General features: G+C 69.3%; 28 protein-coding genes. 13 read left to right on the forward strand and 15 right to left on the reverse strand.

Annotation, left to right across the window (positions count from 1 at the left end; all coding sequences use genetic code 11):
• The first annotated feature begins 340 nt into the window (after window positions 1–340).
• Complete coding sequence (locus PSC72_RS20520; protein ID WP_328518167.1) at window positions 341–772, forward strand: type IV pilin N-terminal domain-containing protein; 432 nt, start codon at window positions 341–343, stop codon at window positions 770–772.
• 10 nt (window positions 773–782) lie between these two features.
• Here the strand turns inward: PSC72_RS20520 and PSC72_RS20525 are convergent, their stop codons facing one another.
• Entirely contained in the window at window positions 783–2,063 is a 1,281-nt protein-coding gene (locus PSC72_RS20525) for an amidohydrolase (RefSeq protein ID WP_274323287.1), read from the reverse strand.
• A 124-nt stretch (window positions 2,064–2,187) separates the two neighbouring features.
• Window positions 2,188–2,499 (reverse strand): uS10/mL48 family ribosomal protein, encoded by a 312-nt coding sequence (locus PSC72_RS20530; RefSeq protein WP_274323288.1) that lies wholly within the window; start codon window positions 2,497–2,499, stop codon window positions 2,188–2,190.
• A 127-nt stretch (window positions 2,500–2,626) separates the two neighbouring features.
• On the opposite strand from PSC72_RS20530, the gene PSC72_RS20535 reads away from it, so the two are divergent.
• Together PSC72_RS20535 and PSC72_RS20540 are read left to right on the forward strand one after the other, a co-directional pair.
• Window positions 2,627–3,076 carry a bis(5'-nucleosyl)-tetraphosphatase gene (locus PSC72_RS20535; protein ID WP_274323289.1) on the forward strand — a complete coding sequence of 150 codons (450 nt, stop codon included), beginning with the start codon at window positions 2,627–2,629 and terminating at the stop codon, window positions 3,074–3,076.
• Between the two features lie 215 nt (window positions 3,077–3,291).
• Window positions 3,292–3,711 carry a hypothetical protein gene (locus tag PSC72_RS20540; RefSeq protein ID WP_274323290.1) on the forward strand — a complete coding sequence of 140 codons (420 nt, stop codon included), beginning with the start codon at window positions 3,292–3,294 and terminating at the stop codon, window positions 3,709–3,711.
• 28 nt (window positions 3,712–3,739) lie between these two features.
• Here the strand turns inward: PSC72_RS20540 and PSC72_RS20545 are convergent, their stop codons facing one another.
• Window positions 3,740–4,156 carry a DUF5684 domain-containing protein gene (locus PSC72_RS20545; protein WP_274323291.1) on the reverse strand — a complete coding sequence of 139 codons (417 nt, stop codon included), beginning with the start codon at window positions 4,154–4,156 and terminating at the stop codon, window positions 3,740–3,742.
• A gap of 276 nt (window positions 4,157–4,432) precedes the next feature.
• Here PSC72_RS20545 and PSC72_RS20550 point away from each other — a divergent pair, with 276 nt between their 5' ends.
• Both PSC72_RS20550 and PSC72_RS20555 read left to right on the forward strand, forming a co-directional pair.
• The gene (locus PSC72_RS20550; protein WP_274323292.1) at window positions 4,433–5,506 is read left to right on the forward strand and encodes a DUF5787 family protein; all 1,074 of its coding nucleotides are present in this window, start codon (window positions 4,433–4,435) and stop codon (window positions 5,504–5,506) included.
• A 353-nt stretch (window positions 5,507–5,859) separates the two neighbouring features.
• Window positions 5,860–6,321: a response regulator gene (locus PSC72_RS20555; protein ID WP_274323293.1), complete on the forward strand. Its 462-nt coding sequence runs from the start codon at window positions 5,860–5,862 to the stop codon at window positions 6,319–6,321.
• 209 nt (window positions 6,322–6,530) lie between these two features.
• On the opposite strand, the gene PSC72_RS20560 is transcribed toward PSC72_RS20555, so the two are convergent.
• The 4 genes from PSC72_RS20560 to PSC72_RS20575 all read right to left on the reverse strand — a co-directional run bounded on the left by PSC72_RS20560 (window position 6,531) and on the right by PSC72_RS20575 (window position 9,847).
• The gene (locus tag PSC72_RS20560; RefSeq protein ID WP_274323294.1) at window positions 6,531–7,028 is read right to left on the reverse strand and encodes a DUF5797 family protein; all 498 of its coding nucleotides are present in this window, start codon (window positions 7,026–7,028) and stop codon (window positions 6,531–6,533) included.
• A 91-nt stretch (window positions 7,029–7,119) separates the two neighbouring features.
• Window positions 7,120–7,662, reverse strand: a complete 543-nt coding sequence (locus tag PSC72_RS20565; RefSeq protein ID WP_274323295.1) for a Mut7-C RNAse domain-containing protein — start codon at window positions 7,660–7,662, stop codon at window positions 7,120–7,122.
• Window positions 7,659–9,398 carry a DNA polymerase/3'-5' exonuclease PolX gene (gene polX, locus PSC72_RS20570; RefSeq protein WP_274323296.1) on the reverse strand — a complete coding sequence of 580 codons (1,740 nt, stop codon included), beginning with the start codon at window positions 9,396–9,398 and terminating at the stop codon, window positions 7,659–7,661. The genes PSC72_RS20565 and polX overlap by 4 nt, the downstream gene beginning before the upstream one ends.
• Entirely contained in the window at window positions 9,395–9,847 is a 453-nt protein-coding gene (locus PSC72_RS20575) for a DUF5788 family protein (RefSeq protein WP_274323297.1), read from the reverse strand. The genes polX and PSC72_RS20575 overlap by 4 nt, the downstream gene beginning before the upstream one ends.
• A gap of 176 nt (window positions 9,848–10,023) precedes the next feature.
• Between PSC72_RS20575 and PSC72_RS20580 the strand changes: the two genes are divergently transcribed.
• Complete coding sequence (locus PSC72_RS20580; RefSeq protein ID WP_274323298.1) at window positions 10,024–10,629, forward strand: DUF7110 family protein; 606 nt, start codon at window positions 10,024–10,026, stop codon at window positions 10,627–10,629.
• A gap of 113 nt (window positions 10,630–10,742) precedes the next feature.
• On the opposite strand, the gene PSC72_RS20585 is transcribed toward PSC72_RS20580, so the two are convergent.
• Window positions 10,743–11,000, reverse strand: a complete 258-nt coding sequence (locus tag PSC72_RS20585) for a HalOD1 output domain-containing protein (RefSeq protein ID WP_274323299.1) — start codon at window positions 10,998–11,000, stop codon at window positions 10,743–10,745.
• Window positions 11,001–11,055: 55 nt separating this feature from the next.
• The gene (locus tag PSC72_RS20590) at window positions 11,056–11,727 is read right to left on the reverse strand and encodes a stage II sporulation protein M (protein WP_274323300.1); all 672 of its coding nucleotides are present in this window, start codon (window positions 11,725–11,727) and stop codon (window positions 11,056–11,058) included.
• 170 nt (window positions 11,728–11,897) lie between these two features.
• Between PSC72_RS20590 and PSC72_RS20595 the strand changes: the two genes are divergently transcribed.
• Window positions 11,898–12,869, forward strand: a complete 972-nt coding sequence (locus tag PSC72_RS20595) for a phosphoadenosine phosphosulfate reductase family protein (RefSeq protein ID WP_274323301.1) — start codon at window positions 11,898–11,900, stop codon at window positions 12,867–12,869.
• A 155-nt stretch (window positions 12,870–13,024) separates the two neighbouring features.
• Here PSC72_RS20595 and PSC72_RS20600 read toward each other — a convergent pair whose 3' ends face one another.
• From PSC72_RS20600 to PSC72_RS20620, 5 genes are all read right to left on the reverse strand, one after another.
• Window positions 13,025–14,323 carry an aryl-sulfate sulfotransferase gene (locus PSC72_RS20600; RefSeq protein ID WP_274323302.1) on the reverse strand — a complete coding sequence of 433 codons (1,299 nt, stop codon included), beginning with the start codon at window positions 14,321–14,323 and terminating at the stop codon, window positions 13,025–13,027.
• Window positions 14,324–14,622: 299 nt separating this feature from the next.
• A complete protein-coding gene (locus PSC72_RS20605; RefSeq protein ID WP_274323303.1) occupies window positions 14,623–14,910 on the reverse strand; it encodes a transcriptional regulator in 288 nt (95 codons plus the stop codon).
• A 3-nt stretch (window positions 14,911–14,913) separates the two neighbouring features.
• Window positions 14,914–15,552 carry a hypothetical protein gene (locus PSC72_RS20610; RefSeq protein WP_274323304.1) on the reverse strand — a complete coding sequence of 213 codons (639 nt, stop codon included), beginning with the start codon at window positions 15,550–15,552 and terminating at the stop codon, window positions 14,914–14,916.
• A gap of 222 nt (window positions 15,553–15,774) precedes the next feature.
• Window positions 15,775–16,623, reverse strand: a complete 849-nt coding sequence (locus PSC72_RS20615; RefSeq protein ID WP_274323305.1) for an ABC transporter permease — start codon at window positions 16,621–16,623, stop codon at window positions 15,775–15,777.
• The gene (locus tag PSC72_RS20620) at window positions 16,620–17,606 is read right to left on the reverse strand and encodes an ABC transporter ATP-binding protein (RefSeq protein WP_274323306.1); all 987 of its coding nucleotides are present in this window, start codon (window positions 17,604–17,606) and stop codon (window positions 16,620–16,622) included. The genes PSC72_RS20615 and PSC72_RS20620 overlap by 4 nt, the downstream gene beginning before the upstream one ends.
• Window positions 17,607–18,020: 414 nt before the next feature.
• Between PSC72_RS20620 and PSC72_RS20625 the strand changes: the two genes are divergently transcribed.
• The 6 genes from PSC72_RS20625 to PSC72_RS20650 all read left to right on the forward strand — a co-directional run bounded on the left by PSC72_RS20625 (window position 18,021) and on the right by PSC72_RS20650 (window position 24,394).
• Complete coding sequence (locus PSC72_RS20625) at window positions 18,021–18,152, forward strand: hypothetical protein (protein WP_274323307.1); 132 nt, start codon at window positions 18,021–18,023, stop codon at window positions 18,150–18,152.
• Window positions 18,153–18,253: 101 nt separating this feature from the next.
• Window positions 18,254–19,447, forward strand: a complete 1,194-nt coding sequence (locus PSC72_RS20630; protein ID WP_274323308.1) for a vWA domain-containing protein — start codon at window positions 18,254–18,256, stop codon at window positions 19,445–19,447.
• Window positions 19,444–20,691, forward strand: a complete 1,248-nt coding sequence (locus PSC72_RS20635; protein WP_274323309.1) for a protein kinase domain-containing protein — start codon at window positions 19,444–19,446, stop codon at window positions 20,689–20,691. Before PSC72_RS20630 ends, PSC72_RS20635 begins: the two co-directional genes overlap by 4 nt.
• Window positions 20,688–21,818, forward strand: a complete 1,131-nt coding sequence (locus tag PSC72_RS20640; protein ID WP_274323310.1) for a PP2C family protein-serine/threonine phosphatase — start codon at window positions 20,688–20,690, stop codon at window positions 21,816–21,818. Before PSC72_RS20635 ends, PSC72_RS20640 begins: the two co-directional genes overlap by 4 nt.
• A 106-nt stretch (window positions 21,819–21,924) precedes the next feature.
• Window positions 21,925–23,160, forward strand: coding sequence for a zinc ribbon domain-containing protein (locus PSC72_RS20645; RefSeq protein ID WP_274323311.1), 1,236 nt, complete (start codon window positions 21,925–21,927; stop codon window positions 23,158–23,160).
• A 28-nt stretch (window positions 23,161–23,188) separates the two neighbouring features.
• Window positions 23,189–24,394 carry a hypothetical protein gene (locus tag PSC72_RS20650; protein WP_274323312.1) on the forward strand — a complete coding sequence of 402 codons (1,206 nt, stop codon included), beginning with the start codon at window positions 23,189–23,191 and terminating at the stop codon, window positions 24,392–24,394.
• A gap of 21 nt (window positions 24,395–24,415) precedes the next feature.
• Here PSC72_RS20650 and PSC72_RS20655 read toward each other — a convergent pair whose 3' ends face one another.
• On the reverse strand, window positions 24,416–26,479 hold the full coding sequence (locus PSC72_RS20655) for an AMP-binding protein (RefSeq protein ID WP_274323313.1): 2,064 nt from the start codon (window positions 26,477–26,479) through the stop codon (window positions 24,416–24,418).
• Between the last annotated feature and the right edge of the window lie 54 nt (window positions 26,480–26,533).

A 26,533-nucleotide genomic window follows, 5' to 3' on the forward strand; every position in this document is an offset into this window, starting at 1 on the left:
CCGAAGCCGCCCACCTGTCTCCGTCTCGACAAACCGTTCTCCGCTCGATAGCCCTGCGTGGCCGCGGACGATCCGGCTACGAGGGCGCGACGATGTCGATCCGGTCGACTGCAACCTGTACGCTGGCGTGAATTCGTTCGAGCCTGACAAACATTTATATGCAAAGATCAACTAATCGAACGTACGACGCGCCGTGTGGGAGCGGCCCTGGGAACAGCCCGTCGGGGTGATCGGGCGGTATCGAGGTCGGGGGTCCCGCGGTCGTACGGGGCGCGTGGGGAAGACCATGTACGCACGAGACACACAGAGAGCGGTATCACCGGTCATCGGGGTCATCCTGATGGTCGCGATCACAGTCCTCCTGGCGGCGACGGTGGCGACGTTCTTCATGGGGTACGAGGACTCGTTGACGGGGATGGGGGCGCCGACGGTGGCGATATCGGGCGAGTTCGGCGTCGGTAGCGGCGGCCACGAACTGGCGCTGGAGTTCACCGGCGGCGAGGTCGTCCCCCGGGAGAACGTGAAGGTACAGGTATCGAACGCGAACTGCCTCGGTCACGGGACGGTCACCGACCGCTTCGATCTGCGGCAACTGGGCGTCTCGGCCTCGGAGGTGATGGCGGGGACGGAGGCGGAGGTATCGGTCGACACCGTCTGCCCGTCGGCGGCCGGTCGCCTGAAGCTCTCGGGCACGGAGGTGACGGTCACGTGGATCAGTTCCGACGGGGCGGACGGGAACGTCCTCTACCGGTGGCGTGGACCGGGCGCGTGACGACTCCCGGTCACGGCCGCTCTCTCGCGAGCGCACGGACGGTCTCGGTGAGCGTTTCGACGCCGACGACGAGCGACTCCTCGTCGACGTCGAACGTGGCCGTGTGGTGACCGCCGGGGTGGTCCGTCCCGATTCCGACGTAGGCGGCCTTCCCGCCGTTCTCCTGGACGCGGCGCATGAGATAGGTGGCGTCCTCGCTCCCGCCCAGGTCGTCGGTGCGGACCACCGAGTCGACGCCGTCGGTCAGCCCGGCGACCGCCTCGACCACGTCGACCACGGCGTCGTCGCTCTCGGCCCCCGGCGCTTCGCCCTGTGGCGTGACCTCGACGTCGCACTCGTGCATGGCCGCCGCGCCGTCGAGGACCGACCGGGCGCGGTCGCGCATGTACTCCATGAGCGCCGTCGTCTCGCCGCGGACTTCCCCCTCGATGTGGGCCTCCTCGGGGACGACGTTCGTCGCGCTGCCGCCGCCGACCTTGCCGGCGTTGATCCGCGTCTTGCCGTCCTCGTGTCGGGGGATGGCGTAGAGGTTCTGCACGGCCGCGGCCATCGCCTGGACGGCGTTGCGCCCCTCCGACGGCCGCGCGCCGGCGTGGGCGGGTTCGCCCGAGAAGTCGGCGCGGAACTGGTGGACCGCGAGGAACCCCTCGATGCCCGCGACGACCTCGCCGGTCGGGTGGTCGAGGCCGACGTGGACGGCGAGCAGGTAGTCGACGTCGTCGAGCAGGCCGCTCTCGGCCATCGGTTTGCCGCCGCCGATGGCCTCTTCGGCCGGCTGGAAGAACACTTTCAGCGTCCCCTCGAAGTCACTGTCCGCGACGGCTTCGAGGACGCCGAGGCCGATCGTCGCGTGGGCGTCGTGACCGCAGGCGTGCATCGCTCCCTCGTGTTCGGAGCGAAAGCCCTCGCGGGCGGGAGCGTGCTCGTCGTCGGTCGACTCCTCCCGGGGGAGGCCGTCGATGTCGACGCGGAGTCCGATCGTCGGGCCGTCGCCCCCTTCGACAGTCGCCATCGCGCCGGTGAACCCGCCCCGGAGCCGGTCCAGAATTTCGGGGTCGGCGCCGGCGTCGAGCGCGCGCTGGAACCACCGGTCACGTTCGGCGTCGTCGGGGACGGCGATGCGCTCGTCGGCGTCGAGGACTTCCGGACCGACGCGTATCTCGTCGACGTCGAGCGACCGGAGTTCCTCGACGATGCGGGCGGTCGTCCAGAACTCCCGCCAGGCGGGCTCGGGGCGTCGGTGGAAGGCGCGGCGCAACTCGACCAGGCGGTCGCGACTCGGCTGGCTCATGGCCGGGGAGACGACGGCGAGGATGTAGACGTTTCGGGTGGAAATCGACCGTGACGCGGGGGAAGGTTCGACGGAGTTCCCGAGCGGGCGCACCGGGGGCGGCTGGAGCGGGCGGATTCCGCTCTCAGACCTGTTCGATCTCGGCTTCGACGTGGATGCGGTCGGGGTAGTCGTCGCCGGCCGCGTCGCGGGCGAACTCGTCGTGGCCGTGGATCTCGATAGTCCGGGTGTACGCGGTGTACTGCCAGGACTCGAACCGGCCGCCGTCGGCCGAGAGCCGCTTGGTCTGGGGCACTCGGTAGTCGGTCGGGGGCCGGGGATGCGGGCCCTTCAGCTCCACGCCCTTGCGCTCGGCCGCGGACTTGACGCCGTCGACGACGTCGTCGAGGAGGCGTCGATCCCCGCTCGTGAACGTGAGCTTCGTGACGAACGGCATATGCGTCCGGTGACCGGGCGCGCGGATAAGCGATGCGTTTGCCGCCCACCGTGGTGTCAGCCCGGCGTCGTCTCCAGGGACGGACGCTCCGATATTAACTTAAGTAGTGATAGAGTACGTACAGGCAATGATAGAGGCCACGAGCGCGGGAGCCATCCTCTTTCGCGACACGCGTGGCCGGCGGGAGTACCTGCTCCTGAAGAGTCGCCCCGGCGACTGGGAGTTCCCCAAAGGGGGCGTCGAGGGCGACGAGGAGCTCCAGCAGACCGCCATCCGCGAAGTGAAAGAGGAGGCCGGAATCGGTGATTTCCGGCTCTTGGACGGCTTCCGAGAAGACTACGACTACGTGTTCGAAGCCAACGGCAACACGATCCACAAGACCGTACACCTGTTCATCGCCCGCTCGTTCGAGGCGTCGGCCGAGCTCTCCCACGAGCACCGCGACCTCCAGTGGCGCGACTACGAACAGGCCATCAACACCGTCACGCAGGACGGCCCCCGCGAGATCCTCGAAGAGGCCCACGAGTTCCTCGACGAGAAGCTCGCGGAGGAAGCGGACGAAGCCGACGAGGAGTAGGCCGGGCTGGACGGCACTCCCCGACCGCCGGACGCGCGCCCAGCGGGTCGCTTGGCTATCGCTTCATGGGTCGGTTGGGTGTCAGGTTCACCACGGACGATCCGCGAAGCCGAGATCTGGCGCTTCTCCCTGGTCGGATATCGGATCCGTCTCTCGACAGCACATGTCCGGTTCCAGTAGGTTAATGACAGTCGATGGGTAACCGGGAATCCACTATGATACTCGGACTCGACGACGAGGCGTTCAAGCAGTCGACGGCGGCGATCTTCGTCGCGCTGCTGATCACCGGGTTCGTCCCGATACTCAACCTGATCAGGTACGTCCCGCTGGTCAAAGAGGTCTTCCTCGGCGCCTTCGTCGTGGTCGCGTTCACGTCGATCTCGGACGCGGAGGAGGGGATCAAGTTCAGTCTCGTCACCGGGATGCTGGCCGCCGTGGCGTTCAACGTCGTCTACATCCCCGGGTCGATAGTACTCGGCGGCCTCCTCGGCGCGGCGACCGGCGAGGGGGCGGCAGGCGCGCTGATGGCGATCAACGGTCTCGGCGCGCTGATGAACGTCTTCGGTCTCCTCTTCATGTCGCCGATCGGCTACATCCTGGGCGGGGCGCTGGGGAGCGTCCTCAACGCCGAGTAAAAACTGCGATTCCGTCCGCGATCGCCGTTCAGATGCCGGACGCGCCGCGGTAGCGGGCGTCGCCGAAGCCCAGCAGCGGGAAGAAGATGAACCCGAGGAAGAACAGCCCGAGGCCGTACCCGGCTCCCTTCCCGAACGCCTTCGCCACGTCGATCATCGGGATGATGACCGCGAACGGGATGAAGATGCTCAACAGGAACCAGACCATGTCCCGGTCGGCGATCTCACAGACCAGGACGTAGTAGTTGTAGATCGGGATGATAGCCGCCCAACCGGGCTGGCCCGCCTTCGTGAACGTCTTCCACATCCCGGCGATGCTAATGATCGAGAGCACCAGCGAGATGCCCATGAAGAGGAGTAATACCCCCGCCAGCGCGTCGCCCGCGCCGGTGCTCGTTTGCAGTGCTGTCGCCACTAACCCGCTTCCGAACAGGTTCCCAGCCATGTGCGCATCTCTCTCAGCATAGTATATAAATCCTATCCTCATGGAAACAGGTCAGTATCCAGCGGCGTTCGATCGCGAGGGCCGGTCGCGACCAGTGGACGCCCGGAAACGGCCGGCAGCGCCGCTGCACCTCGGCCGGCCCGATCGGGATCGAACGTCAGCATTCGGACACACCGCGTGACTGCGAACGGTCGCCGCGGAGCCCGCTCTCGCGTGGGTCCGGTCCCGTTCGCGTTCGCGAAACCTATAAGCGGTCGCCACCGCCTATCTCGGGTCGTGTCACCCGGCGACGGCGCCGCCCTCGGCGGGTCGGAGTTCGTCTTCGAGCTGTGCGTCTGCCAGTGGGCCGAGCGCGAGTGGCCGCCCGAGGGCGTCTCGACCGACGACGCCGCGGTCGTCGTCGCGCGCCAGATCGGAACGAGGGACCGCCGCTGGGACACCGTCGCCGTCGAGTGCGACCCCGACGGCCTGCGCCAGCGGGCGCGCTTCGGCCTGGACGAACTCGACTCGGACCTCCTGCACGTCGTCCGCAACGCGCCGACCGAGTGGACATACTACCGCGACGCGCTGCCGGATCCGGGCTATCCGTGGCGGTACGTCCGCGAGGCGATCCACCGCGCCGCCGACCGCGAGGTCGTCGAATCCCGCAAACGGAACAACCGCATCCAGATCCGCCAGGTCGCGCCGTACCCGGACTGGGTCCGGCGGATCGTCGCCATCGAGAACAAGCCCGACCTCGACGCCAGCGCCGCCCGCGCGCTCGCGCCGCAGCTCGAACGGGACGTCGCGCTCGCGCTGGCCGACGAGGTGTGGGTCGCGACCTCCGAGACCGGCGAGACGGTCGAGCCGGCGCTGATCGAGGACGTGCCGGTCGAGGCAGGCATCCTCACCGTCGACGCCGAAGGCGACGCCAGCGTCTCCTGGCACCCGCGGACGCTGTCCGTCGACGACCCGGGGACCCGCATCCTCGAACGTCCGTCGGGGGGCGCCCACGACGCCTCGGCCGCCCGCTTCGAGTACGCCGACCCCGAGTGGAAACGCGACAAGCGCCTCGAACTGGCCGAGCGAGCCTACGGCCGCGGCTGGCGCGCCTACGCCGACACCATGCGCCCCGACTGCCGGCACTTCCGACTCACCGACGAGCGGCCCGGATTCCTGCCGTACTGCGCCGCCAAGGAGTGCCACCAGACCGCCGGGCAGTGCTCGGGTTCGTGTCCGGACTTCGAACCGGAACCGCCCGTCTGGCGCGCGGGCGACTGGCCGATCTCCGGCGGACCGGGGAAGGGTATCAAACGACTGCTCGACAGCCAGCGGCGGCGCGAGCGACCCGGCCTGGACGAGGGGCCGTAGCGGTTGCCGCCGAAAGAGACGGGGCACTCTGTCGCTGGTGTTTCGGTCCGCTCGTCTCGGCCGTCCCGGAGACATTCGGAGGCGCAATCGTGTATCTTAGAGGGCGGGTTAACTTTCTTCATTCAGTCTGATCCGGGTCGGCTCGGCGTCGCTGTGGGGCCGGCGTTCGACGGTCCGCGGAAGGACGGAACCGTTAATGATCTTGGTGAACAGGAGGGTTCATACCTGTCCGTCCGCAGTTGTCTGTAACGAGAGATCTGCACTGTGCGTCTCCCTGGAAGAGGGGACTGTCGGAGTAGAACAGTCGTGAAAGGGTCACGAGCGCATCATGGAACCCCTCGTTCTGATCTACTATGACCAACCACAACGCCGCTCGCGCTGATGGCGCCTTCGAGATCCTTCTCGTCGAAGACAACCCCGGCGACGTTCGGCTTCTCGAGGAGGCGTTCGAAGCGACGGGCCGCGAGACGAGAGTCGAGTCAGTGACGAACGGCGACGAGGCCGTCGACCGGCTCATGGAGCAAGCGACCGACGAGTCGCGGTCGGTCCCCGACCTCGCGCTCGTCGATCTGAACTTACCCGGGCGGGACGGCTGCGAAGTCCTCGACGCGGTCCGCGACGACTCCCGGACCGAGTTGCTGCCGATCGTCATCCTGACGAGTTCGTCGGCCCACGAGGACGTCGAACGCTGCTACGCGGCCAGAGCGAACGCCTACGTCACCAAGCCGACGGACCCGGCCGAGCTGGAGTCCCTGATCTCGGACGTCGAACGGTTCTGGCTGGACGCGGCGGTGCTCCCCCCGGTTCCCGCGTAGTCTCGCGACGCCTGCGAAACGCGGACGAGCCCGCGGTAGTACCGGTCGTCCTGCTTCCCTGTCCGAGACCGCGGAGCGGCTCGAAGCGCTCACCCGTCTCTCGTCCCGAACAGTCGCGAACGAACCGCGACCCCGGTGGCGAGCGAGGAACGCCGTGGCCGCAAGTGGAGCGACCGGGGAACCCCCGCCGCGAAGAAGGTGCAGGCGCGTTACTCGTCGCCGTCGATCCGCTCGACGTCCAGCGCGTCGCGTTCGACGGCGAGGCGGTAGGTCGGGACCGTCTTCTGGACCCGTTCGACGACGCCCTTCTCGGTGAGCGAGCGCAGCGCCGACCGCACATCGTCGACGTCGGGTTCGGGCTCGAATCCCGCCTCGCGGAGGGCGTGGAGCGTCGCGACGACGCTCTGTGGCTCGGCGTCGTGGTCGGGGACGACGTCGATGACGGCCGCCTGCAGCGGCGGGGCTTTGACGACCTGTTCGTTGACCTCCCCCTCGACCTCGTCGCCGACGAGTTCGTTGGCCTCGGGCGTGGCGCAGATGAGGCTGTCCTCGTTGCGGTAGTAGTAGTCTTTCAGCTCGGATTCGAGGTACTGGTGGACGTCGCTCCCGCTGTCCATCTCCCACTGGGCCTGGAGCTCGGCGTTTTTCGTCGGCTGGAGCGCCACCACGTCCGCGAGTCGCTCGCGGGCCTCGTCCGATAACGTCATTCGTCCGCCGGTAGGGACAAGTGCTATTAAGCCGTGTTGCTTGCCGTTCGACGGCCGGTTCTCGCGGCCGGACCCGACGCCTCGGCCGCGGTCAGAGGTCGTCGAGGGTGGTGGCGACGTCGTCCCAGTGGCTGCCCTTCCAGAAGTGCTGTCCGCAGTTGCGACAGCGCCAGACGGTCTCCTCGTGGGTCTCCGGCGCGTACTCCGGCGTCGGCTCCGTCCGGTCGACCCGTTCGAGCGGGCCGTTACACGCGCTGCAGCGCGTCGGCTCCGCGGCGAGGTCGACGTCGAAGCCCGACCGCCGGAGTTCGCGCAGTTGCTCGGTCACCTCGCGGGTCGAGAGCAACTGCGTCCGTTCGCCGCGCTCGGCGAGGTCGCGGTCGCGCGTGACGAGCACGCGGCCCTCGGTGTGGGCCAGCGCGAGCACGTCGTCGTCGGCCTCGACCCCGCGCTCGGCCGCGTAGGCGGCGTCGTAGCCGCACATCCGGAGGTACGTGGCGAGCTTCCCGAGCATCGTGTCGAGCAACAGCGCTGTCTCCGCAGACGGCCGCTGGGGGATCTCCTCGTCGGTGGCCACGGTGCTCGTTCTCGCCGGTTGCGCGCGCTCGTCGATGTCTGGCTCGTCGCCGGTCATTCGAGGAACTCGCGCAGGCCTTCGACGTCTCGCGTATTGAGTACGTCGGTCTCCTCGGCCCAGCCGCGGCGGGCCGTGTGGACCCCGTAGCGGACGAGGTCGTAGCTCGCCGGCTGGTGGGCGTCGGTGTTGATCGCGATCGTCGCGCCCGCTTCGACCGCCGTCTTGACCGCGCCGCCGCCCAGATCCAGCCGGGCCGGGTTGGCGTTGATCTCCAGCGCGGTGTCGTTGTCGGCCGCGGCCTCGGCGAGGCGTTCGACGTCGACGTCCAGCCCGGACCGCTGGTTGATGTACCGGCCCGTCGGGTGGCCGATGATATCGACTTCCGGGTGCTCGACCGCGGCGACTAATCGGTCGGTCCCGTCGCCGTCGAGGCCGGCGTGGGGCGAGGCGACGACCACGTCGAGTTCGGTCAGCACGTCGTCGTCGACCGAGATCTCGCCGTCGGTCGAGATGTTCGCCTCGACGCCGGTGAACACCGGGATGTCCGCCTCCTCGGCGACGGCGCGGACCTCCTCGATCTGTTCGCGGAGTTCGTCGTCCGGGACGCCGACGCCGCCGACCATCCCTGGTCCGGTCGCGTGGTCGGTGATCGCGAGGTAGTCGTGGCCGAACGACGCGGCGCCCTCGACCATCTCGGCGACGGTGTAGTCGCCGTCCGACCAGTTCGTGTGGACGTGCAGGTCGCCGCGCACGTCCCCCTCGTCGATCAGGTCCGGGAGGTCGCCGTCACGCGCGGCCTCGATCTCCCCCCAGTTCTCCCGGAGTTCCGGAGGCATCCACGGCATGTCCAGCGCCTCGTACATGCCCTCCTCGGTCTCGCCGGCGATGCGCTCGCCCGCCCGCTGGTCGGCGTCGGGGTCCTCGACGTCCGACACGTCGAAGACGCCGTACTCGTTCATCTTCAGGTCGCGGTCGATGGCGACGTTCCGGATCTTGACGTTGTGGTCCTTGCTCCCGGTGAAGTACTGGAGCGCGCTCCCGAACTCCGACGGGTCGACGACCCGGAGGTCGACGCGCACCTCGCCCGAGCGGACGCTCGCCTTCTGGTCGCCCGCCTCGATGACCGCGTCGGCCCCCGGCCAGTCGGTGAAGGCGTCGACGACCGCCTCGCCCTCCTCGGTGGCCACGAGCACGTCCACGTCGCCGATGGTCTCCTTCCAGCGTCGCAGCGACCCCGCCAGGTCGATACGCTCGACTTCCGGGCGACCCGCCAGGTAGTCGACGACGCCCTCGCCGCGCGGGCGGGCCTCGCCCAGCAGTTCCCGCTCGGTCGCCTCGCGGGCGAACTCGACGTTTTCCAGGATGTTCTGCTCGGTCTTGGCGCCGAACCCGCTGACCTCCTGGATCTCGCCGGCCGCCGCCGCGGCTTCGAGTTCTTCGAGCGTCGTGATCCCCAGCGCCTCGTAGAGCGTCCCGACGGTCTTCGGGCCGACGCCCTCCACCCGGGTCAGTTCCCCCATCTCGACCGGTAGCTCCTCCCGCAGGTCTTCGAGTTCCGCGATCTCGCCGGTCTCGACGTACTCGACGATCTTCGAGGCGATGGCGTCGCCGACGCCCTCGATCTCGTCGAGCGCGTCCTCGCCGCCGTGGGCGAGGCGGGCGACGTCACCGGGGTGGGCCCGGACGTTCTCGGCCGCCCGCCGATAGGCGCGGGGTTTGTAGTCGACGTCCTGGGCCTCCAGCAGGTCGGCGAACTCCTCCAGACGGGCGGCGATGTCGTCGTTGGCGCTCATGGTGACCTCGACGATCGGTGCGACCCCTGGCTGTCCTGGTCGTGGCCCAGCGCCTGCTTCAGGAAGCTCATCCAGCGCTTCTTGTCGGCGGTCTCCTGGGCCTCGATCTCCGCTTCGAGGTTCGTCGGCCCGAGGTTCTCAAGGGCGTTGAGCGCGCGGTCGATCCCGATGATGGCCTGTGCCTGCCGCTCGCCTTCCTCGCGGGAGATATCGCCGTCCTCGATCAGGTCCTTGCGCCGGATCCGCTCGCGCCGGAGGTTCGTCTTCGCCTGGTCGACGCGCTCGCGCTCGCCCGCCGGGACCGTGTCCCGGCGCTTGATCTCGAAGACGAACTCGCGCAGGTCGACCGGCTCCCCCTGGACCTCGATCCGGTCGGGGATCTCCGCGCCCACGGTCGCCCCCTCCCGGCCGATGCGTTCCAGGAGTTGTTTGCGCTCGTACTCTTTCACGCGTTCGCCTCCGGCCTCTACGGTCAAAAACCCACGCGATACCCCGGCGGCGGAGCGCTTCTCGACGGACGGAACGCGGGCGAAGCGGTCCGGGTCGGAAGGGTAGGCCCTATATGGGTGGGCGTTCTACAGGTGTGTAGCACCGTCGTCAGCGGACGGCCGGCGATCCCATAAACATGAGCCGCGTATACAGACTCCACTCGACACTGGAACTGCCCCTGGAGGACGTGTACGACTTCTTCGACGACCCGGATCTCCCCGAGGACGTCGAAGACGTCGACATCACGCGCCGGAACAACACGCTCATCATCAGCGCGGTCTCCGTCGACGAGAGCATCAGCAAGTACACGCCGACGGCCCAGTTGAAGGCCAGCGTCACGGAGAATCGGGTCTACGAAGAGATCGAAGAAGACGAAGACGAGGACAGCACCCCGGTCCACACCACGGACACCGCCGGCGGCCCGCAGTGGGGCGCCCTGGAGGAAGAAGAAGAGGAACCACCCTCGGAACTCGTCGAGTACGCCTGTTTCAAGGGCGACCGCGAGACGGTCCTCCAGAACAGCACCCTGCAGTACGAGATGTTCCAGGTCCTCTGTGACATCGCCCGGATCGCCGAGAAGGGGACCCTCACCGCCATCATCTCGCCGGACGACGACCTCGAAGCGATCCGCATCGTCGACGGCGAGGACGTGCCCGCCTCCATCAACGTCGTCGAGGACCCCCGCGAAGACGAGGACTCCGAGGGCGTCAACTGGCGCGACAACGAGTTCATCTCGGGCTAAGTCGCCGTTCTCACTCGAGGCCGCTCCCGTCCTGTTCCGTTCTCCCGCTGTTTTCGCGTGGATCTCGACAGCGACGCCGCTGTCCGTGCGTTCGACCTCGTGGAGGACGTCGCCTACTCCCCGTCGTCGCGGACGTCGACGGTCCCGTCGCTCTCGCAGACGACTATACACCCGGCGTAGTGGAACCGCACGCGCCCGCCCTGGGTCGGCCCGGGGGTATCGAAGAGGCTGTCGAGCGCGTCCGGATCGAGGACGTCGTACAGCGACGGGAGCGCCATCTCCTCGACGCCTTTGTGTGCCGCGACCGACGACACCACGGTCTCGCTGAGCGACGCGGCGTCCCCGTTCTGACCGGAACCTGCCGTAGTCATCAGTCGCCGATTCACCGTTCACGCGTAAAACTCCTCCGAAGGGAATTCCGGGTTTTCAGGCGTTTACTGGGTCGAGCGCGCCCTCTCCGGCGACCCACTCGACCACGTCGAGCGTGACGTTGACCTCGATCCAGGCCGCGACGGCGATCATCGCCACGAGCAGGAGCGAGATGGCCGCCAGTTCGACGAGTTCGACGCGGCTCAGCGGCGTCTCGTCCCACCCGAGGAGCCACCGGAGGACCCGGTGGGGCACGCGCAGCCCGATCGACGCGGCCATGAAAAACGCCGACAGTTCGAGGATCCCGTGCGGGAGCAGCGCCGCGAGGACGACCGCCCACGAGGTCTGCCGGACCGCGAACGAGACCACGGCGCCCACGACCGCGCCGTTGACGACCAGGCCGAACACCGAGAGCAGCCCGCCCGTGATCGCTCCCAGCCCGATGAACAGCATGGCGCGGAGGTTGTTCACCAGCAGCGGCACGAACGACAACTCCGGCAGCGGGGAATCGCCGGGGATACCGCCCTGGGCGTCCTCCAGCAGGGCGACCAGTTGCTCGACGGGGATCGTTCCGACCAGCGCGTATGCCGCGAACGCGCTCGCGAAGAACAGGGCGAGCGACGCCACCAGGTGCCACCGGAACCAGCGGGTCGGGCGGAACTCCTCGCGCGACGACGTCGACTCGGTTCGCGCCGGGTCCGTCCCCGCCGCTTCCGTGGGAGGGCTCATACAGGCCGTTCGATGCCGACCCATATCGTTGCATCGGCTGACACGACGCCTCGTCGCTGCCGGCGGTACCGCGCGGGGGTTCCGCGCAACCGTGGAGGACGTTCTCACATACCACCACACCGGTTCTCCAAAAAGAACTTATCCCGCCGGGTAATGAGATGTAATTACCGATGTCAGCAGACTTCCCCGACTACCTGGACGTCGACTACAGCGCCGGCGAAGGCGAGGACCCTGCCGACTACCCGCACATCAACGACAAGATCGAGAAGGCCATCGAGGTCACTCGACAGGGCCTCGAAGAGTACGAGAACCCGGTCGTCATGTGGACGGGCGGCAAGGACTCGACGCTCACGCTCTACTTCGTCAAGGAGGTCGCCGAGAAGTTCGATCTGGAAGTCCCGCCGGTCGTCTTCATCGACCACTACCAGCACTTCGACGAGCTGATCGACTTCGTCGAGCACTGGGCCGACGAGTGGGACTTGGAAGTCATCTGGGCTCGCAACGAGGACGTCGGCGAGTACGTCGACGAACACGGTCTCGAACCGGGCGACGACATCCCGATCGACGAACTCTCCGAGCACAACCAGCACCACGTCCGCGAGATCCTCGAGTACGAGGAGGACACCTTCCCGTTCCTGCTGGACACCTACGTGGGCAACCACCTGCTCAAGACCGTCGCGCTCAACGACGCCATCGAGGAGCACGAGGTCGACGGCATCATCTCGGGCATCCGCTGGGACGAGCAGGAGTCCCGCGCCGACGAGACGTTCTTCTCGCCGCGCCACGACCCGGACATCTACCCGCCCCACGACCGCGTCCAGACCATCCTCCAGTTCGACGAGGCCGCCGTCTGGGACGCCTTCTGGAACTTCGTCGTCCCGGACACCGTCGAGGAGTTCCCCGAGGAGGGCTACGTCCCCGAGACCGACGACGACCTCCCCGAGGGCGTCTCCCAGGAGGACATCCCCGTCTCGCCGAAGTACTTCGCCGGGTTCCGCTCGCTCGGCTCTGAGGTCTCGACCGACAAGGCCGCCGAGGAACCGGCCTGGCAGCAGGATCTCGAATCCACGACCGAGCGCGCGGGCCGCGCCCAGGACAAAGAGGACCTGATGGAGCGCCTGCGCGACCTCGGCTACATGTAACGGCCGCCGTCTGTTTCACAGAGGCTCTCCTCGCTCGAATCGCTCACAGGCCGCTTCGCTCGCCCGAAGACGGGCGGGGCGCTCTTCTTCCGCCACTTCGCGGTAGCGATCGGTACCGCTCGGCTCCGGCCCGGCGGCTGGCCTCGCACAGGTCGTCACCGCTTTCGATACCGCCGCCGAGTCCGGACCGCGACTTCGACGACCAGCCACACCGTCACGAGGGCGCCCGCGGCCAGGAGGACCGTCGCGTCGAACGCGGACGTCCAGGCGGGCAGGGCGAACAGGGCGCCGTGCAGGACCAGCGGGGGGACGAGCGACACGGCCAGCACTCGCGGATTCGTTATCTGTCGGCTTCGCGACTCCAGGCCGGCGCGGGTCGCGCTCGGCCCGCCGGCGCTCTCGTCGCCGGTGCCCAGCAACTCGGCGTCGTAGCCGCCGTCGGGGAACGGCTTCGACCAGGCGACCTCGCCCGACGGCGCCACGCTCACGATTCGCTCGCCGTGGGAGTCGACGACGAGGGTGTTGCCGTTCGGCAGGCGGTCGGCGTCGCGGGGCCACTGGAGGCGGCCGTCGGACCAGGTCCACGTGCGCACCCACGACCCGTTTCGGCGGGCGTACTCGACGATCCGGTTGTTCTCGCTGTCGGCGACCAGGACGGCCGGCCCGCCGCGCTCGGCGGGGATGTAGTCGGGGTTGTGCGCCTCGTAGAGGACGCCGTGGTCGCCGTCAGCACCGAGCGTCCAGTCCTCCTGCAGCCCCTCCCCGGGTTCGATGAAGACGACCTGGTCCTGGTTCCGGAGGCTGACCATCACGCGACCGTCCGGCAGATACTCCACGTCGTTGACGTGGGTCCAGTCGCCGGGGTAGTTCCCGCCGCTCGACGGCTCGTAGGCCTCGGAGACGCGCCACTCCCAGACCACCTCGTCGGTCGTCGTGTTCACGGCGAACACCCGGTCGGGGAAGCTGATGTCGGCGACCAGGAGGGTAGACTCGTCGATCCGGTCGACGTCGTGGAACTGGGCCGAGCCGTTGAGCGAGCCTTTCCACGTGTGGAGGACGGTCCCCTCGCCCGTCGTCAGGTTCACTCGCCTGACGACGTTCTCGATGCAGGTGTCGCGGGCGCAGTGACGGCTGGCGGCCGGTCCGCTCGCGACGTAGGTCACCGTCTGCGACCCTCGCGGACTCGGGTCCACGTCGTGATACAGCCACAGCGAGCGGTTCCGGTGGACCACCTCGCCCGACGCGCCGAAGGCGACGATCTGTCCCGGGCCAGTGCCGTCTATCGCGGCGACGAGCGGCCGATCGCGTTCGCCGGTCGCCTGTCTCCCGTCGTCGCCGATCGCCGTGCCGACGAACGAGTACGCGAGGAGGGCGACCGTGACGACCACCGCGACGGCGGCGATCCGACGCAGGACGCCCAGTCGCGTCCGCGACCGGAGTACCGAGCGCGACATACGACCGCTAGGGCCGTGAGCCACTTAACCGACGACGCCGTCACTGCAAGCGGTTTCGGTCAGTTCGAACGCCGACCATCTCGCCCGACCGCTCGTCCGCGTTCACCCGTCGAGGTCGTCGATCAGGGACTCCAGCGTGCCGATGTGCTCCTGGCGACCATGTTTTTCGCCTCGGGAGCGCTCGTGGCTCGCGGCTTCGCCGCTCGCCACCCAGGTGCTCCAATTCGGTCGCGCCTGGCAGTTCGCGCCCCGCTCGGCCAAAAACATGGGCCAAAAAGCGCTCGCGTCGCTCGCGTGTTTCACCCGTCGAGGTCGTCGATCAGGGACTCCAGGGTACCGATGTGCTCCTCGAACTTCTCGCGGCCGCGGTCGGTGAGCTCGTAGGTGGTCTGGGGCTTGCGGTCGACGAACTGCTTCTCGACGGCGACGCAGTCGGCGTCCTCCATCCGCTGGATGTGGCTGGCGAGGTTCCCCTCGGTCACGTCCAGCGCCTTCTGGAGGTCGGGGAAGCTCGTCTCGCCGTGCTGGTAGAGGTGGGCGAAGATCTGCAACCGGGTCGGCTGGTGGACGAGTTTGTCGAAGTCCATGAGTCAGTCCCGCGTCAGATACACGTAGGCGGCTATCGCGTACAGGCCGAAGAGGACGCCGAAGAGACCGACGCCGACCCAGCGGAGGATCTGGACGTAGGGGAGCCACGAGGCGTAGACGAGGACCCACGCGCCCCCGACGTAGAAGACCAGCCTGTCCCGACGGCGGACCCGATAGCTCGTGAGCACGGCGCCGGTCACCAGCAGTCCCAGTCCGATCGTCGCGATGACGAGCCCGAAGTACAGGAGCGCCCGGTCCAGCCCGGGGACTTGCCGCGCGACGTCGCCCGCGACGCCGGCGCCGGCGGCGAGGAACAGCGCGAGCGACCCGAAGACCGCGCGCCAGCTCGGCGCGGTGTCCGGCGCGGGCGCGCTCGGGAGCCGCGACGCCATCCACCAGGAAGCGGCGACGGCCACGGCGACGAAACCGACCCAGATCGCGGTGTACGCGGTGGCACCGAGCGACCGGTAGTAGAAGAACGTCGCCTGCGTGAGCACCGCCGCGACGCCGATGACGAGCCCGACCAGCAGCCAGAGCCGCGCTCGCCCGGGGTACTGCTCGGCCAGCCCCATCGCCCCCTTGATGTCGGAGAGCTGCCGCTTGAGGTCCTCTGGGTCGACGTCCTCGGTCGCGTCAGTCACCGCGACCACCTCGCGGACCGACGGCGTCTGCGGCGCCGCCGCAGACCGGGTCGCCCGCGGGAGCGGGAGGCTGCGGCTGTGCGACGAACGGCGCTGACGGGCGGGGTGCTCGCTGGTCTGTCATGGCTGCGTTCGGCGGTCGTTGCCCCGTCGTTGTCGGAGGGCCGGTAAGTCGATTCCGGAAGCGCCAGCGGGGACCACCGCTGGAGCGGGGCCGTCGGGTCACCCGAGTTCGGCCCCGCGGAACCGCAGATAGCCGGCGAGCGGGGCGCCGACGGTCCAGGCTACGAGCACCGCGACGTTGAACCAGGGCTCGTAAGCCAGGAAGTCGGGCGTCGCCTCGAACTGCGCGAACACCTCGTACCGACCGGGCGCGTCGGCCCACACCAACTCCGGCAGCGTGTTGAAGTACGCGCCGGCGGGGGAGAGCGACCCGACCAGCGCCCGCGTCGAGTCGGCGATCGTCACGCCGGGGAGCGACGCGACGGCGTCGAGCGCCGTCCCGAGATTCAGGGCGGGCAGCGGGCCGACCCAGAACGCCGAGAGGACGAAGTACGCGCCGAGGACCCCGATCATGGCGCGGGACCGCGAGGCGACCGCGGCCGACACCGCGACGAAGGTCCCGGCCATCGAGAGGGCGAACAGCGTCGAGAGCGCGCCGAGCGCCAGGAATCGGGCGGGATCGGGCGCGTGCTCGTAGGTCGCGACCGCGACGGCGAACGCGGCCGCCACGCCGATCACCATCGTCGCGACGGCGACGCCCGCGCGGGTGGCGTACTTGCCGGCGAAGTACTCGGCGCGCGAGTTCGGGAGCCCGAGGTGGTAGGTGATCGTCCCCCGGGTCCGGTCGCCGGCGACTGCGAGGTACGTCAGCGGCGCGAGCAGGAGCGGGAACGCCCACGCCACCAGCGCGGCGAAGCCCCAGGTCGTCCTGACCGGGTGCGGGTGCACCTCGCTCGACCCGAGGAAGGCCAGGCCGACGACCAGCGCGAACGTCGCGACCACGCCGCCGACGACGGACGACCGTCGGATGCTCAGGAAGTCCGATCGCGCGACGGTCACCGCGCTCACGCCGGCTCACCCCCGCTGGCCGCGGCGCCCTCGTCTGCCCCGCCGCCCGCGCGCCCGTCGGCGCCGGAGTCCGGTCTATCCGCGTCGCCCGCGGTGTACGCTTCGAACAGGTCCTCCAGCGAGGCCTCCTCGATGGTCACGTCCGCGACGGTCGTCGCCCGGTCGATCTGCCGGAGCGCGGGCATCTTCGCCCGCGGCGTGGCGCAGGCGACGCGGACGGTCGAGTCGGCGACCGTCACGTCCGTCACGCCGTCGACCGCGGCGACGGCGTCGGGAGCCACGGGGTCGTCGACGGTCGCCTCGACGACGGCGCCCATCCCGAGTTCGGCGCGGAGGTTCTCGACGGAGTTGACGGCCGTGAGTCGCCCGTCCTGCAGGATGCCGACCCTGTCGGAGACACGTTCGACCTCGTCGAGGATGTGCGAGGAGAAGAAGACGGTCGCGCCGCGCTCGGCTTCCTCGCGGACGATCTCGCGGACGAGCTGGACGCCGTTGGGGTCGAGCCCCGCGGACGGCTCGTCGAGGACGATCAGGTCAGGGTCGCCGACGAGGGCGATCGCCAGCGCCATCCGCCGGTGCATCCCCGTCGAGTAGTCGTCGGCCGGCCGGCGGGCGTCGTCCGGGTCCAGGCCGACGCGTTCGAGGAGGGCGTCGGGGTCGTCGTCTGCGCCTTTGGTCCGGATCGCGATCTCGACGTGTTCGCTCGCGCTGAGGTTCGGGACGCCGTCGAACGCCTCCGGCAGGAGGCCGACGCGCTCGCGGACCGCGCGGGACGCTTCGGTCACGTCCGTCCCCAGCACGCGAGCGGTCCCCGCGGTCGGCTCCAGGAAGCCCAGCAAGACGTTGATCGTCGTCGACTTGCCCGCGCCGTTCGGACCGAGGAAGCCGAACACCTCGCCCCGATCGACCGTCAGCGTGAGGTCCTCGATCGCGGTCACGTTCCCGAACCGCTTCGTCACTCCATCGAGTTCGACGGCGCTCACGGGGCGGACACCTCCCGGCGACGGAGCCGTCGTCTGATTCGCCGACCTGAGCCGGTTCGGGCGTTCGATCGCCTGTGCAGCGAGGGCGCGGGGGAGACGGGACGGGACATCGCCACAGGTCGAAAACTTGTTTCTGTCCCAATAAAGTTTGCGTCACAGAGTAACTTTGTAATACAAAGCTTTATTTGCGACGCAAAGTTCAGTCTGCGACGCAAACTCCGGTGTGAACCGCAAACTCCGGTGTGGAACGCGACGTTCGCGATCGGGGATCGCACGGTGGCGACGCGGACTCGTCCACGAGCGGCCGGATTCTGGCGCGACGTGGCCCGACTGACCGCCGCCGTCTGTCGAGTCGGCTCTGGACGGCCCGACCGACGCGAGTCTTTTTGGGTCCCGGTGCCCGTAGTGTGGGGTATGGCAACCTGGACCGAGGATCCGTTCGTCCGGAGGAGCGTGATCATCACGTTCCTGTGGCTACTCGCGATGCTCGTGGGCGGTATGGTGCTGCTGCGCTTCGGCGACGTGATCCAGAGCTTGTTCGCGTAAGATCTGTTCCTGGAGGACGGGCACGCGGGTCGTCCGCGCGAGCGGGACGGCCCGGCGGGTCGGATAAAAGTACATACGGGACCGGAGCAACGTGGGGAACGATGGTAGCAATCGAGACCGACGTCAACCGGCCGTACGTGCCCGCCGACGGGACGACGCTGACGGCGACGGTCGACGTCGAACCGGGTGCACAGGCGGGATCGGGGGTGAGCGAGCGCCACATCGTCCTCTGTCTGGACACCAGCGGGTCGATGGACGGCGCGAAGATCGACCAGGCCCGCGAGGGCGCCTCGTGGGTGTTCGGACTGCTCGAACCCGACGACTACGTGGGCATCGTCGCCTTCGACTCGGAGGCGTCCGTCGTCATGCGACCGACCCAGTGGCGCGAGACATCCCGCGAGGCCGCGATGAGCCGCGTCGACGACCTGGGCGCAGGCGGCGGCACCGACATGTACGACGGCCTGGACAGTGCCAGGACCGCGCTCGACTCGCTGGGATACCGTCCCGAGACCGACGACGCCGTCCGCCGAATACTCCTGCTCTCCGACGGCAAGGACAACTCCCACGAACCCGGGGACTTCCGCGAGCTGGCGAAGGACATCGACGACTCGGGGATCCGCATCCTCTCGGCGGGCATCGGCTCCGACTACGACGAGGAGACGATCCGGACGCTCGGAACGACGGCCCGCGGCGAGTGGACGCACCTCGAATCGCCCGGCGACATCGAGTCGTTCTTCGGCGCTGCGGTCGAGCAGGCCCAGTCGGTCGTCGCGACCGACGCCAGCCTCGGACTCGACGCGGCGCCCGGCGTCGAGGTGAGCGAGGTGTACCGCGCGCTCCCGCAGGCTCAGGAGGTCGACGTGAACTGGCGGGGCAACGCCGCCCGCGTCCCGCTCCCCGACCTCGCCGAGCGCGAGTCCCAGCGGGTCGTCCTCAAGGTCCACGCGCCCGCCCGCGAGGAACTCGGCGAGGAGACGCTCGTCGACGTGACGCTCACGGCGTCGGGCCGCGAAGCGACCGACCGCATCGCCGCCGAGTACACCGACGACAACGCGAAACTCGCCGAGCACAACGAGTCGGTGTCGCTCGACCACCGCCAGACGGTCGTCCGGACGGAACTCGGGAAGGGCAACGTCGCGGAGGCCGAGACGCAGGTCGAGAAGATGACCCGGATCCACGGCGCGGACACCGCCGTCGTCGAGGAGGCCAAGCGCCAGACCCGTCTCGTCAGCGAGGGCGGCCGCGAGGAGCGCAACGACGCGACGCGGATCGTCGACGACTCCCGCATAGAATGACGGCCGCGCCGTCGCAAGGGGATCTGGTCGTCGGCCGGTACGAACTCGGCGAGGTGATCGGCGAGGGCGGGTTCGCGAAGGTCTTCAGCGCGACCGACACCCGGACCGGCGAGTCCGTGGCGGTCAAGTACCCCAACTACGAGGGCAGCCAGAACGACCGCGACATCGTCACGGCCTACTTCGAGAAGGAGGCCGAGACGCTCGAAGCGATCCGGGCGGTCGGCGGCCACCCGAACGTCATGTCGTTGCTCGACGTGGCCGACGACGACGGCACGTCGGTCCTCGTCGTCGAACTCGTCGACGGGTACGAACTCGACGACGCGATCCGGCGGACCGGCCCGCTCGACGACGTCGACGAGGTCCGCCAGATCGGCATCGACCTCTGCGACGCGATGAGCTTCCTCCACGAGAACGAGATCGTCTACCGCGACCTGAAGCCCGACAACGTGATGATCACCCACCGCGGGGGGACGGTGACGCCGGTGCTCATCGACTTCAACACGGCGACGGGCTTCACCGCGGGAGCGGAGGCCGGCGACGACGCCGCCGACCAGACGACCATCGTCGGTCCGTACAAGCCCAGGGAGGTCGCCGAGGCCGACCAGACCGAGATGCGACAGGGGCCGTGGTCGGACGTCTACTCCGTCGGGAAGATCCTCCTCTACTTGCTCAAGGGGACGGTCCCGCGCAAGGACGGCGTCGACCCGCGCGATTTCGGCGCCGACTGCGAGCCCTATCTCGCGGAGATCGTCGAGATGGCGACCCAGACCGACTACGAGGACCGCTACCGCAACGCGACGGCGATGAAGCGGGTGCTCGAAGCCAGGGACCCGACGCCGCCGCCGGCCGCCACGGTGCGCTACACCCAGGAAGACGAGTCCTACACCGTCTATCCGGGGGACACGATCGGTCGGCGCTACGCCGAGGGGCCGCGGTCGTCCATCGTCGTCGAGGACGACGGCGAGTACATCTCGACGGTGCAGGTCCAGTTCGACACGGACGCGGACGGCGAGTGGTTCATCCGCGACCGGAGCCTCAACGGGACCTACGTCCAGACCGGCAGCGGCTGGCAGCGCGTCCTCAGCGAGGAGGGCCGCGAGCGCCTCGAAGCGTGCGGCGAGGACGCGACCGACCGGGAGGGGAAGGTACCGCCGGAGCTCTACGGACTTCGCGACGGGGACCTGATCGCGCTCGTCCACCCGAGCTACGGCGTCACGTTCGAATTCGAGAGTGATCAGGCATGAACTACGCGACACACTACGACGTCGGCGACCGCAAGCGCGACGACGGCATCAACGAGGACAGCGTCGCCGTCTCCGTGTTCGAGCAGGGCCACCGCGAGGGGTTCCTGGGGTACGAACGCGACAGCGCGAGCGCCGACGACGGAGACGACGGAGACGAGGGGGACGAATCGGGGGACGCGACCGACCGGACGGCGACTGGCGACGGCGCCGGGAACCGGAGCGCGGCGGTGGTCACGCTCGCGGACGGCGCGGGCGGCCACGACGCCGGCGACGCGGCGTCGTACATCGCGACGACGGCCGTCTGCGAGCGCCTCGCTGGCACCGCCGTCAGCGCCGCCCGGAGCGATCCGGCCGGGTTCGGTGTGGCGGTCGAGGACTCGTTACCGCCGACGCCGCGGGCCGGCGACATCGAATCCGCGGTCGCCGAGGCGATCGTGGCCGCCCACCGGGAGGTGCTGGAATACGCCGCCGAGAGCGGCCAGCAGGCGCACGCGACGGTGGTTGCCGGCGTCGTCGTCGGCGGGCGGCTCCACTACGGATGGGTCGGCGACAGTCGAGCGTATCTCGTCAACGCCGCGCGCGACGAGATCCTCCCGCTCACGACCGACCACGCGGTCGTCCAGCGCCTGCGCGAGGCCGACCAGATCGACGACGTGGAAGCGCTCGTCCACCCGCGCAGCAACGAGATCACGCGCGCGGTCGGCGGGAGCGGCCGCGAGGACCCCGAGACGGCGACGGTGGACGTCGAGACTGCGACGGTGCCGCTGTACCGGGAGGACGTGGTGCTCGTCACGAGCGACGGCCTCGTCGACGCCCAGACCGAGGCCGCGAAGCTCTACGAGTGGTACGTCGAGGCCGGCCGCGACGACGAGATGGCCGCGGTGATCCGCGACCGCGCCGTGACCGACGAGGAGATCCGGGACGCCGTCCTCTCGGCGCGGTCGCTCGACGCCGCCGCCGAGGGCCTGGTCGACCTTGCAAACGAGCGCGGGGGCAAGGACAACCTCTCGACCGTCCTGCTCCGCGACGGGACGCTCCCGGCGACCCCGGATGACCCGCCGCCGCGCGCCGCGGGGGCCGAACCGGCGCTCGAAGACCGCGAGACGGTCCTCGGCGAGAGCGGCTGACCGGCGAGCGGCCCCGCGCTGTCGGTCCGATCGCTGTCAGGAATTCGGCGACGGTGGGCGAGTGAGGGCAACTGTTTTCATGACCGGCCTGCATATGCCGACAGCTATGTCGCACAGCACGAGCGAGTCGGTCGAGTGCCCCCTCTGCGGGGAGGCGTTCGATCCGACCGCCGCGGGGGGTTGGTGTACGAACTCGGACTGCGGCGAGTGGCAGTACGAAGCCGCCGCTCCCGGTGGGTCAGAGACGGACGACGGGGACAGCGAGTCGGCGACCGACCACGGCGCGCGCCGGGAGACCGCGCCGGACGACGACGCCGCGGAGACGACCGCCGACGATTCGGCCACCGCGGACGGGTCCGACGGCGCCGCGGAGCGCGACGACGGCCCATCGGACCTCGACGGGGAGATCCCGGACGCGGAGTCCGACGCCTCGGAGGAGTCGACCGAGGCCGAGGCGGACTCGGCGGAGTCCGACACCCCGGACACCGCGGACACCGGCGAAACCCCGGACGCCGCCGAGAGCGCCGACGGCGAGTCGGCGTCCGACGACGGCAAGGCCGTTCCGTCCGTCGACGCGTCACCGGCGGACTGCGCGCCAGACGCCGACGAGGCGACGGAGTCGGCGGAAGCGGCCGGCGACGCCGACGACACCGACGACGCCGACCTGTCGTGTCCGGGCTGTGGTGAGTCCGTCGCCCCCGACGACAACTTCTGTGCGACCTGCGGGGAAGACGTCTCCGCGCTCGAACCGGGGCCGCTGACGGCGTGTCCCGCCTGCGATTCGGACGTGGACCCCGACGACAACTTCTGTGCGACCTGCGGCGAGGACCTCGACGCGCATCGCTCGGGCGGCGCCGAGACGGACGCGTCCGCCGACGACACGGCGGCGAACGAACCGGGCGGCTCGGCAGCGGCGCCTTCGGACGGACAGGGCGCCGACGCTTCCGAAGCCGGTGCGGACGCTTCCGGATCTGCGGCGTCCGGCGACGCGGACGCGGGAGCCGACGCCGGGACCGATTCCGGCGGCGCGGGCGAAGGGCCGGAATCGCTGGTCCTCGTCGTGCGTAACCGCGAGGTTCAAGTGTGGGACGGGGATACGGTGGGTCGAACGATCCGCAGCATCGTGATGAACACCGGTGGCGACGAAGACGACGCGCTCAGCATCCACCGCGAGCACGTCCAGTTCGTCCGCGAGGACGGGCAGTTCCACCTGGTCGCGCTGGGCAAGAACCCGACCGTGGTGAACGGCCGGTCGCTGGACGAGGGCGACCGCGTCCCCGTCTCGCCCGGCGACCGGATCGAGCTCTCCGGCGTCGCGACGATGCGCGTCCGGACGCCCTGAGTCGCCGACCGCGGTCGAACGAACCAGCATGGACACCAGAGACACAAGACGAGAACTCGGCCGGTCGTTCCGCCTCCTCGGAGACGAGGAGCGGTGGCTCTTCGCCGGCCTCTTCCTCGGCGGCGCCGGCTACCTCATCTGGCTGGCCGGCACCGGCGCCGCCGTCGACCAGGTCGCCGACCTCGCCGTCGGGTCGTACTCGGTCGACCCTTGGTCGACGGAGGCGGCTGCCCTCGCGGCGACCTTCGCGGTGCTCTGGGTCCTCGTCCCGTCGGCGGCGGCCGTCCGGTACGTCGTCGGGAACATCACGAACCTGCGCGGGAACGTAGAGCAGTGCTACCGGTTCGACCGGCCGCTGGTCGCGCTCGTCCCGCCGCTGTTGCTACTGATCGCCGCAGTCGCCGTCGGCGCGGTCCGCGGCGTCGCGACGTGGTACGTCCTCGCCTCGCTCGCCGTCGCGAACACCCTCCTGCTCGTGCGGACCGTCGCCTACGGCTACCGCGTCTACTCGTTTTCCGTCCCGCGGGTGCTCCAGGGATTGCTGTTCGTCTCCGCGGCCGTCGCGGCGACCGCGACGGTGACGCTCGCGTCGTCGCTCGCCGGCCAGACGGCCCTCGTCGAGGCCGTCGCGGCCCGGTACGGCGTCGCCGATATCGCCTTCGGGACGGTGAGCCGGGCCGGCGTCTCCGCGCCGGCGCTCCCCCTGGCGGCGGTCGCGATTCCCGGCGTCCTCGCCGTCGCGTACGTCTGGGTCCAGCTGTTCGCGAGCCTGATCGTCCGCATCCGCCGCCCCGACGTGCCGCGGTCGGCGATCCGGGCGGGCCAGCGCTATCCGCAGGTGGTCCAGCCGGGCACCTCCGACCGCCTCGCGATGGGCACCGCCTCGGACGGCGGCGGCGGTGAGACCGAGGTCGAACCGAGCGAACAGGGTTCGTCCGCGACGGACGACGCCGCAGACTCCTCACCCGCCAGCGGCAGTTCGACCGCAACGGCCGCGACGGCGAGCGGTGACGGTGCCGGCACCACTGGCGACGAGCAGGCCCAGAACGTTGGCCAGACGCGGGTGTTCACACCGCCGGACGACGCCGATCTGACTGCGGACGGGGACGCGACGCGAGCCGTGGCCGAGGACGCGACGAAAAACGAGTTCTGTCCCATCTGCGGGGAGACGTACGAGGCCGACGCCGGCCACACCAACTGTCCGAACTGCAACGCAGTGCTGGACGAGAACTGAGCGCGCTGGGCGGTCGGCCCGCTACCGCGCGGCTTCGACGTCTTCGAGGGCGTCGGGGTTCTCGATGCTGGACATGTCGCCCAGGTCCTCGCCGGTGTAAGTCCCGCGGATGGCGCGGCGGATGATCTTCCCGCTCTGGGTCTTGGGGAACTCGTCGACGAACAGCACCTCGCGGGGGCGGAACGGCTTGCCGAGTTCCTCGCCGACCAGCTCCCTGATCTCCTCCCGCAGTTCGTCGCCTTCCGCGAACCCGTCTTCGGTGACGACGTAGAGGACGACGGCGGTCCCGGTCGTGTCGTCGGGGACGCCCACGGCGGCGGCCTGGTTGACGCCGTCGTGTTCGATGGCGGCGCCCTCGACCTCGGCGGGGCCGACCTTCCGCCCGGCGACGTTCAGCGCGTCGTCGGCCCGGCCGTGGAGGAACCAGAACCCGTCCTCGTCCTTCTGCGCCCAGTCGCCGTGGTCCCAGCGGTCGTCCCACGTCGACCAGTACTCGCGGAGGTAGCGCTCGTCGCCCTGCCAGAGGGACTTCGTCATCGACGGACAGGAGTCGCGGGCGACGAGATACCCCCGCTCGTGCGTGTCGGCGACGCTCTCGCCCTCGCCGTTCACGATGTCGATGTCCATCCCCAGCCCGGGCCCGCCGAGCGTGCACGGCTTGAGGTCCTGGATGGGCATCGGCATGAGGAAACAGCCGCAGATCTCGGTGCCACCGGAGATGTTGATGATGGGGGTGTCGCCGCCGCCCACTTCCTCGTAGAACCACAGCCACGACTCGGGGTCCCAGGGCTCGCCCGTGGAGCCGAGCAGGCGGAGGCTGGAGAGGTCGTGGCCTTCCAGCCACTCGTCACCGTGTTTGCGCAGCGCCCGGATCGCGGTCGGGGAGATGCCGAACTGGGTGATGCCGTGGCGGTCGATCATCTCCCAGTAGCGGTCGGGCTCGGGGTAGTCCGGCGCGCCCTCGTACATGAACACGGTGTTGCCGAAGTGGTGGTTCCCGATGAGCGTCCACGGGCCCATCATCCAGCCGATGTCCGACACCCAGAAGAACCGGTCGGCGGGCTGCAGGTCGAAGCCGAAGTACAGCTCCTTGGCACACTGGACGTTCACGCCGGCGTGGGTGTGGACGATGCCCTTCGGCTCCCCGGTGGTGCCCGACGAGTAGAGGAGCATCGACTCCCGGTTCGCGTCGAGTTCGCGCGTCTCGAACGCGTCGTCGTGGGGCGTCACGGCCTCCTCCCACCAGCGGTCGCGGCCCTCGGTCCACGGGATGTCGTGATCGTCGGCGCCTGCCCCCTCTGAACCGCCCGCGTCGCCGCCTCGCGTTCCCAGTCGGTCGTAGACGACGACCTCCTCGACGTGGCCGGCCTCGTCGATGGCGTCGTCGGCGGTGCCCTTCAGGCGGACCTCGCTCCCGCGGCGGTAGAAGCCGTCGCCGGTGAACAGCACCGAGCACTCGGCGTCGTCGATGCGCGTGGCGGTCGCGTCGACGCCGAACCCCGAGAAGATGGGGACGGCGACGGCCCCGACCTTGAAACAGCCGTAGAGGATCGAGACGACCTCGGGGACCATCGGCATGTACAGCCCGACGGTGTCGCCGACGCCGACGCCCCGCGAGTCGAGGTAGTTCGCCACCATGTTCGACTGGCGGTGGAGTTCGTGGAAGGTGACCTCCCGGATCTCGGTCGCCTCCCCGTCCGGGCCCACGGGTTCGCCCTCCCAGATGCAGGCAACCTTGTTCCGCCGCTCGACGCCGGTCGCGGCGTGGCGGTCGAGGACGTTGTGCGCGACGTTCGTCGTGCCCCCGGGGTACCACTCCGAGAACTGGGGTCCCCTGCTGTCGTCTCTGACCCGGTCGTACGGCTCGAAGAACTCCACGTCGAGGTAGTCCGTCACCGCGTCCCAGAACCAGTCGACCCCCGAGGCGGGCTCGCCGGGGTCGGCCCGCGTCGTCCGGTCGATCAGTTCGTCGTAGTCGTCGATGTCGTACGCCTGCATGAACTCCCAGACGTTCGTCGACTCGACGAACTCACGGTCCGGCCGGTGGACCACCTCGTCGGTGTCTGCCAGTGAGTCGGACGCCATACTCGAAGTTCGCTCAGCTATCACAAATTACTTGCCCGGACGATCGTGTCGGAT

It is taken from the genome of Halosimplex aquaticum, from assembly GCF_028747785.1.
In the GTDB taxonomy this organism is placed as follows: domain Archaea; phylum Halobacteriota; class Halobacteria; order Halobacteriales; family Haloarculaceae; genus Halosimplex; species Halosimplex aquaticum.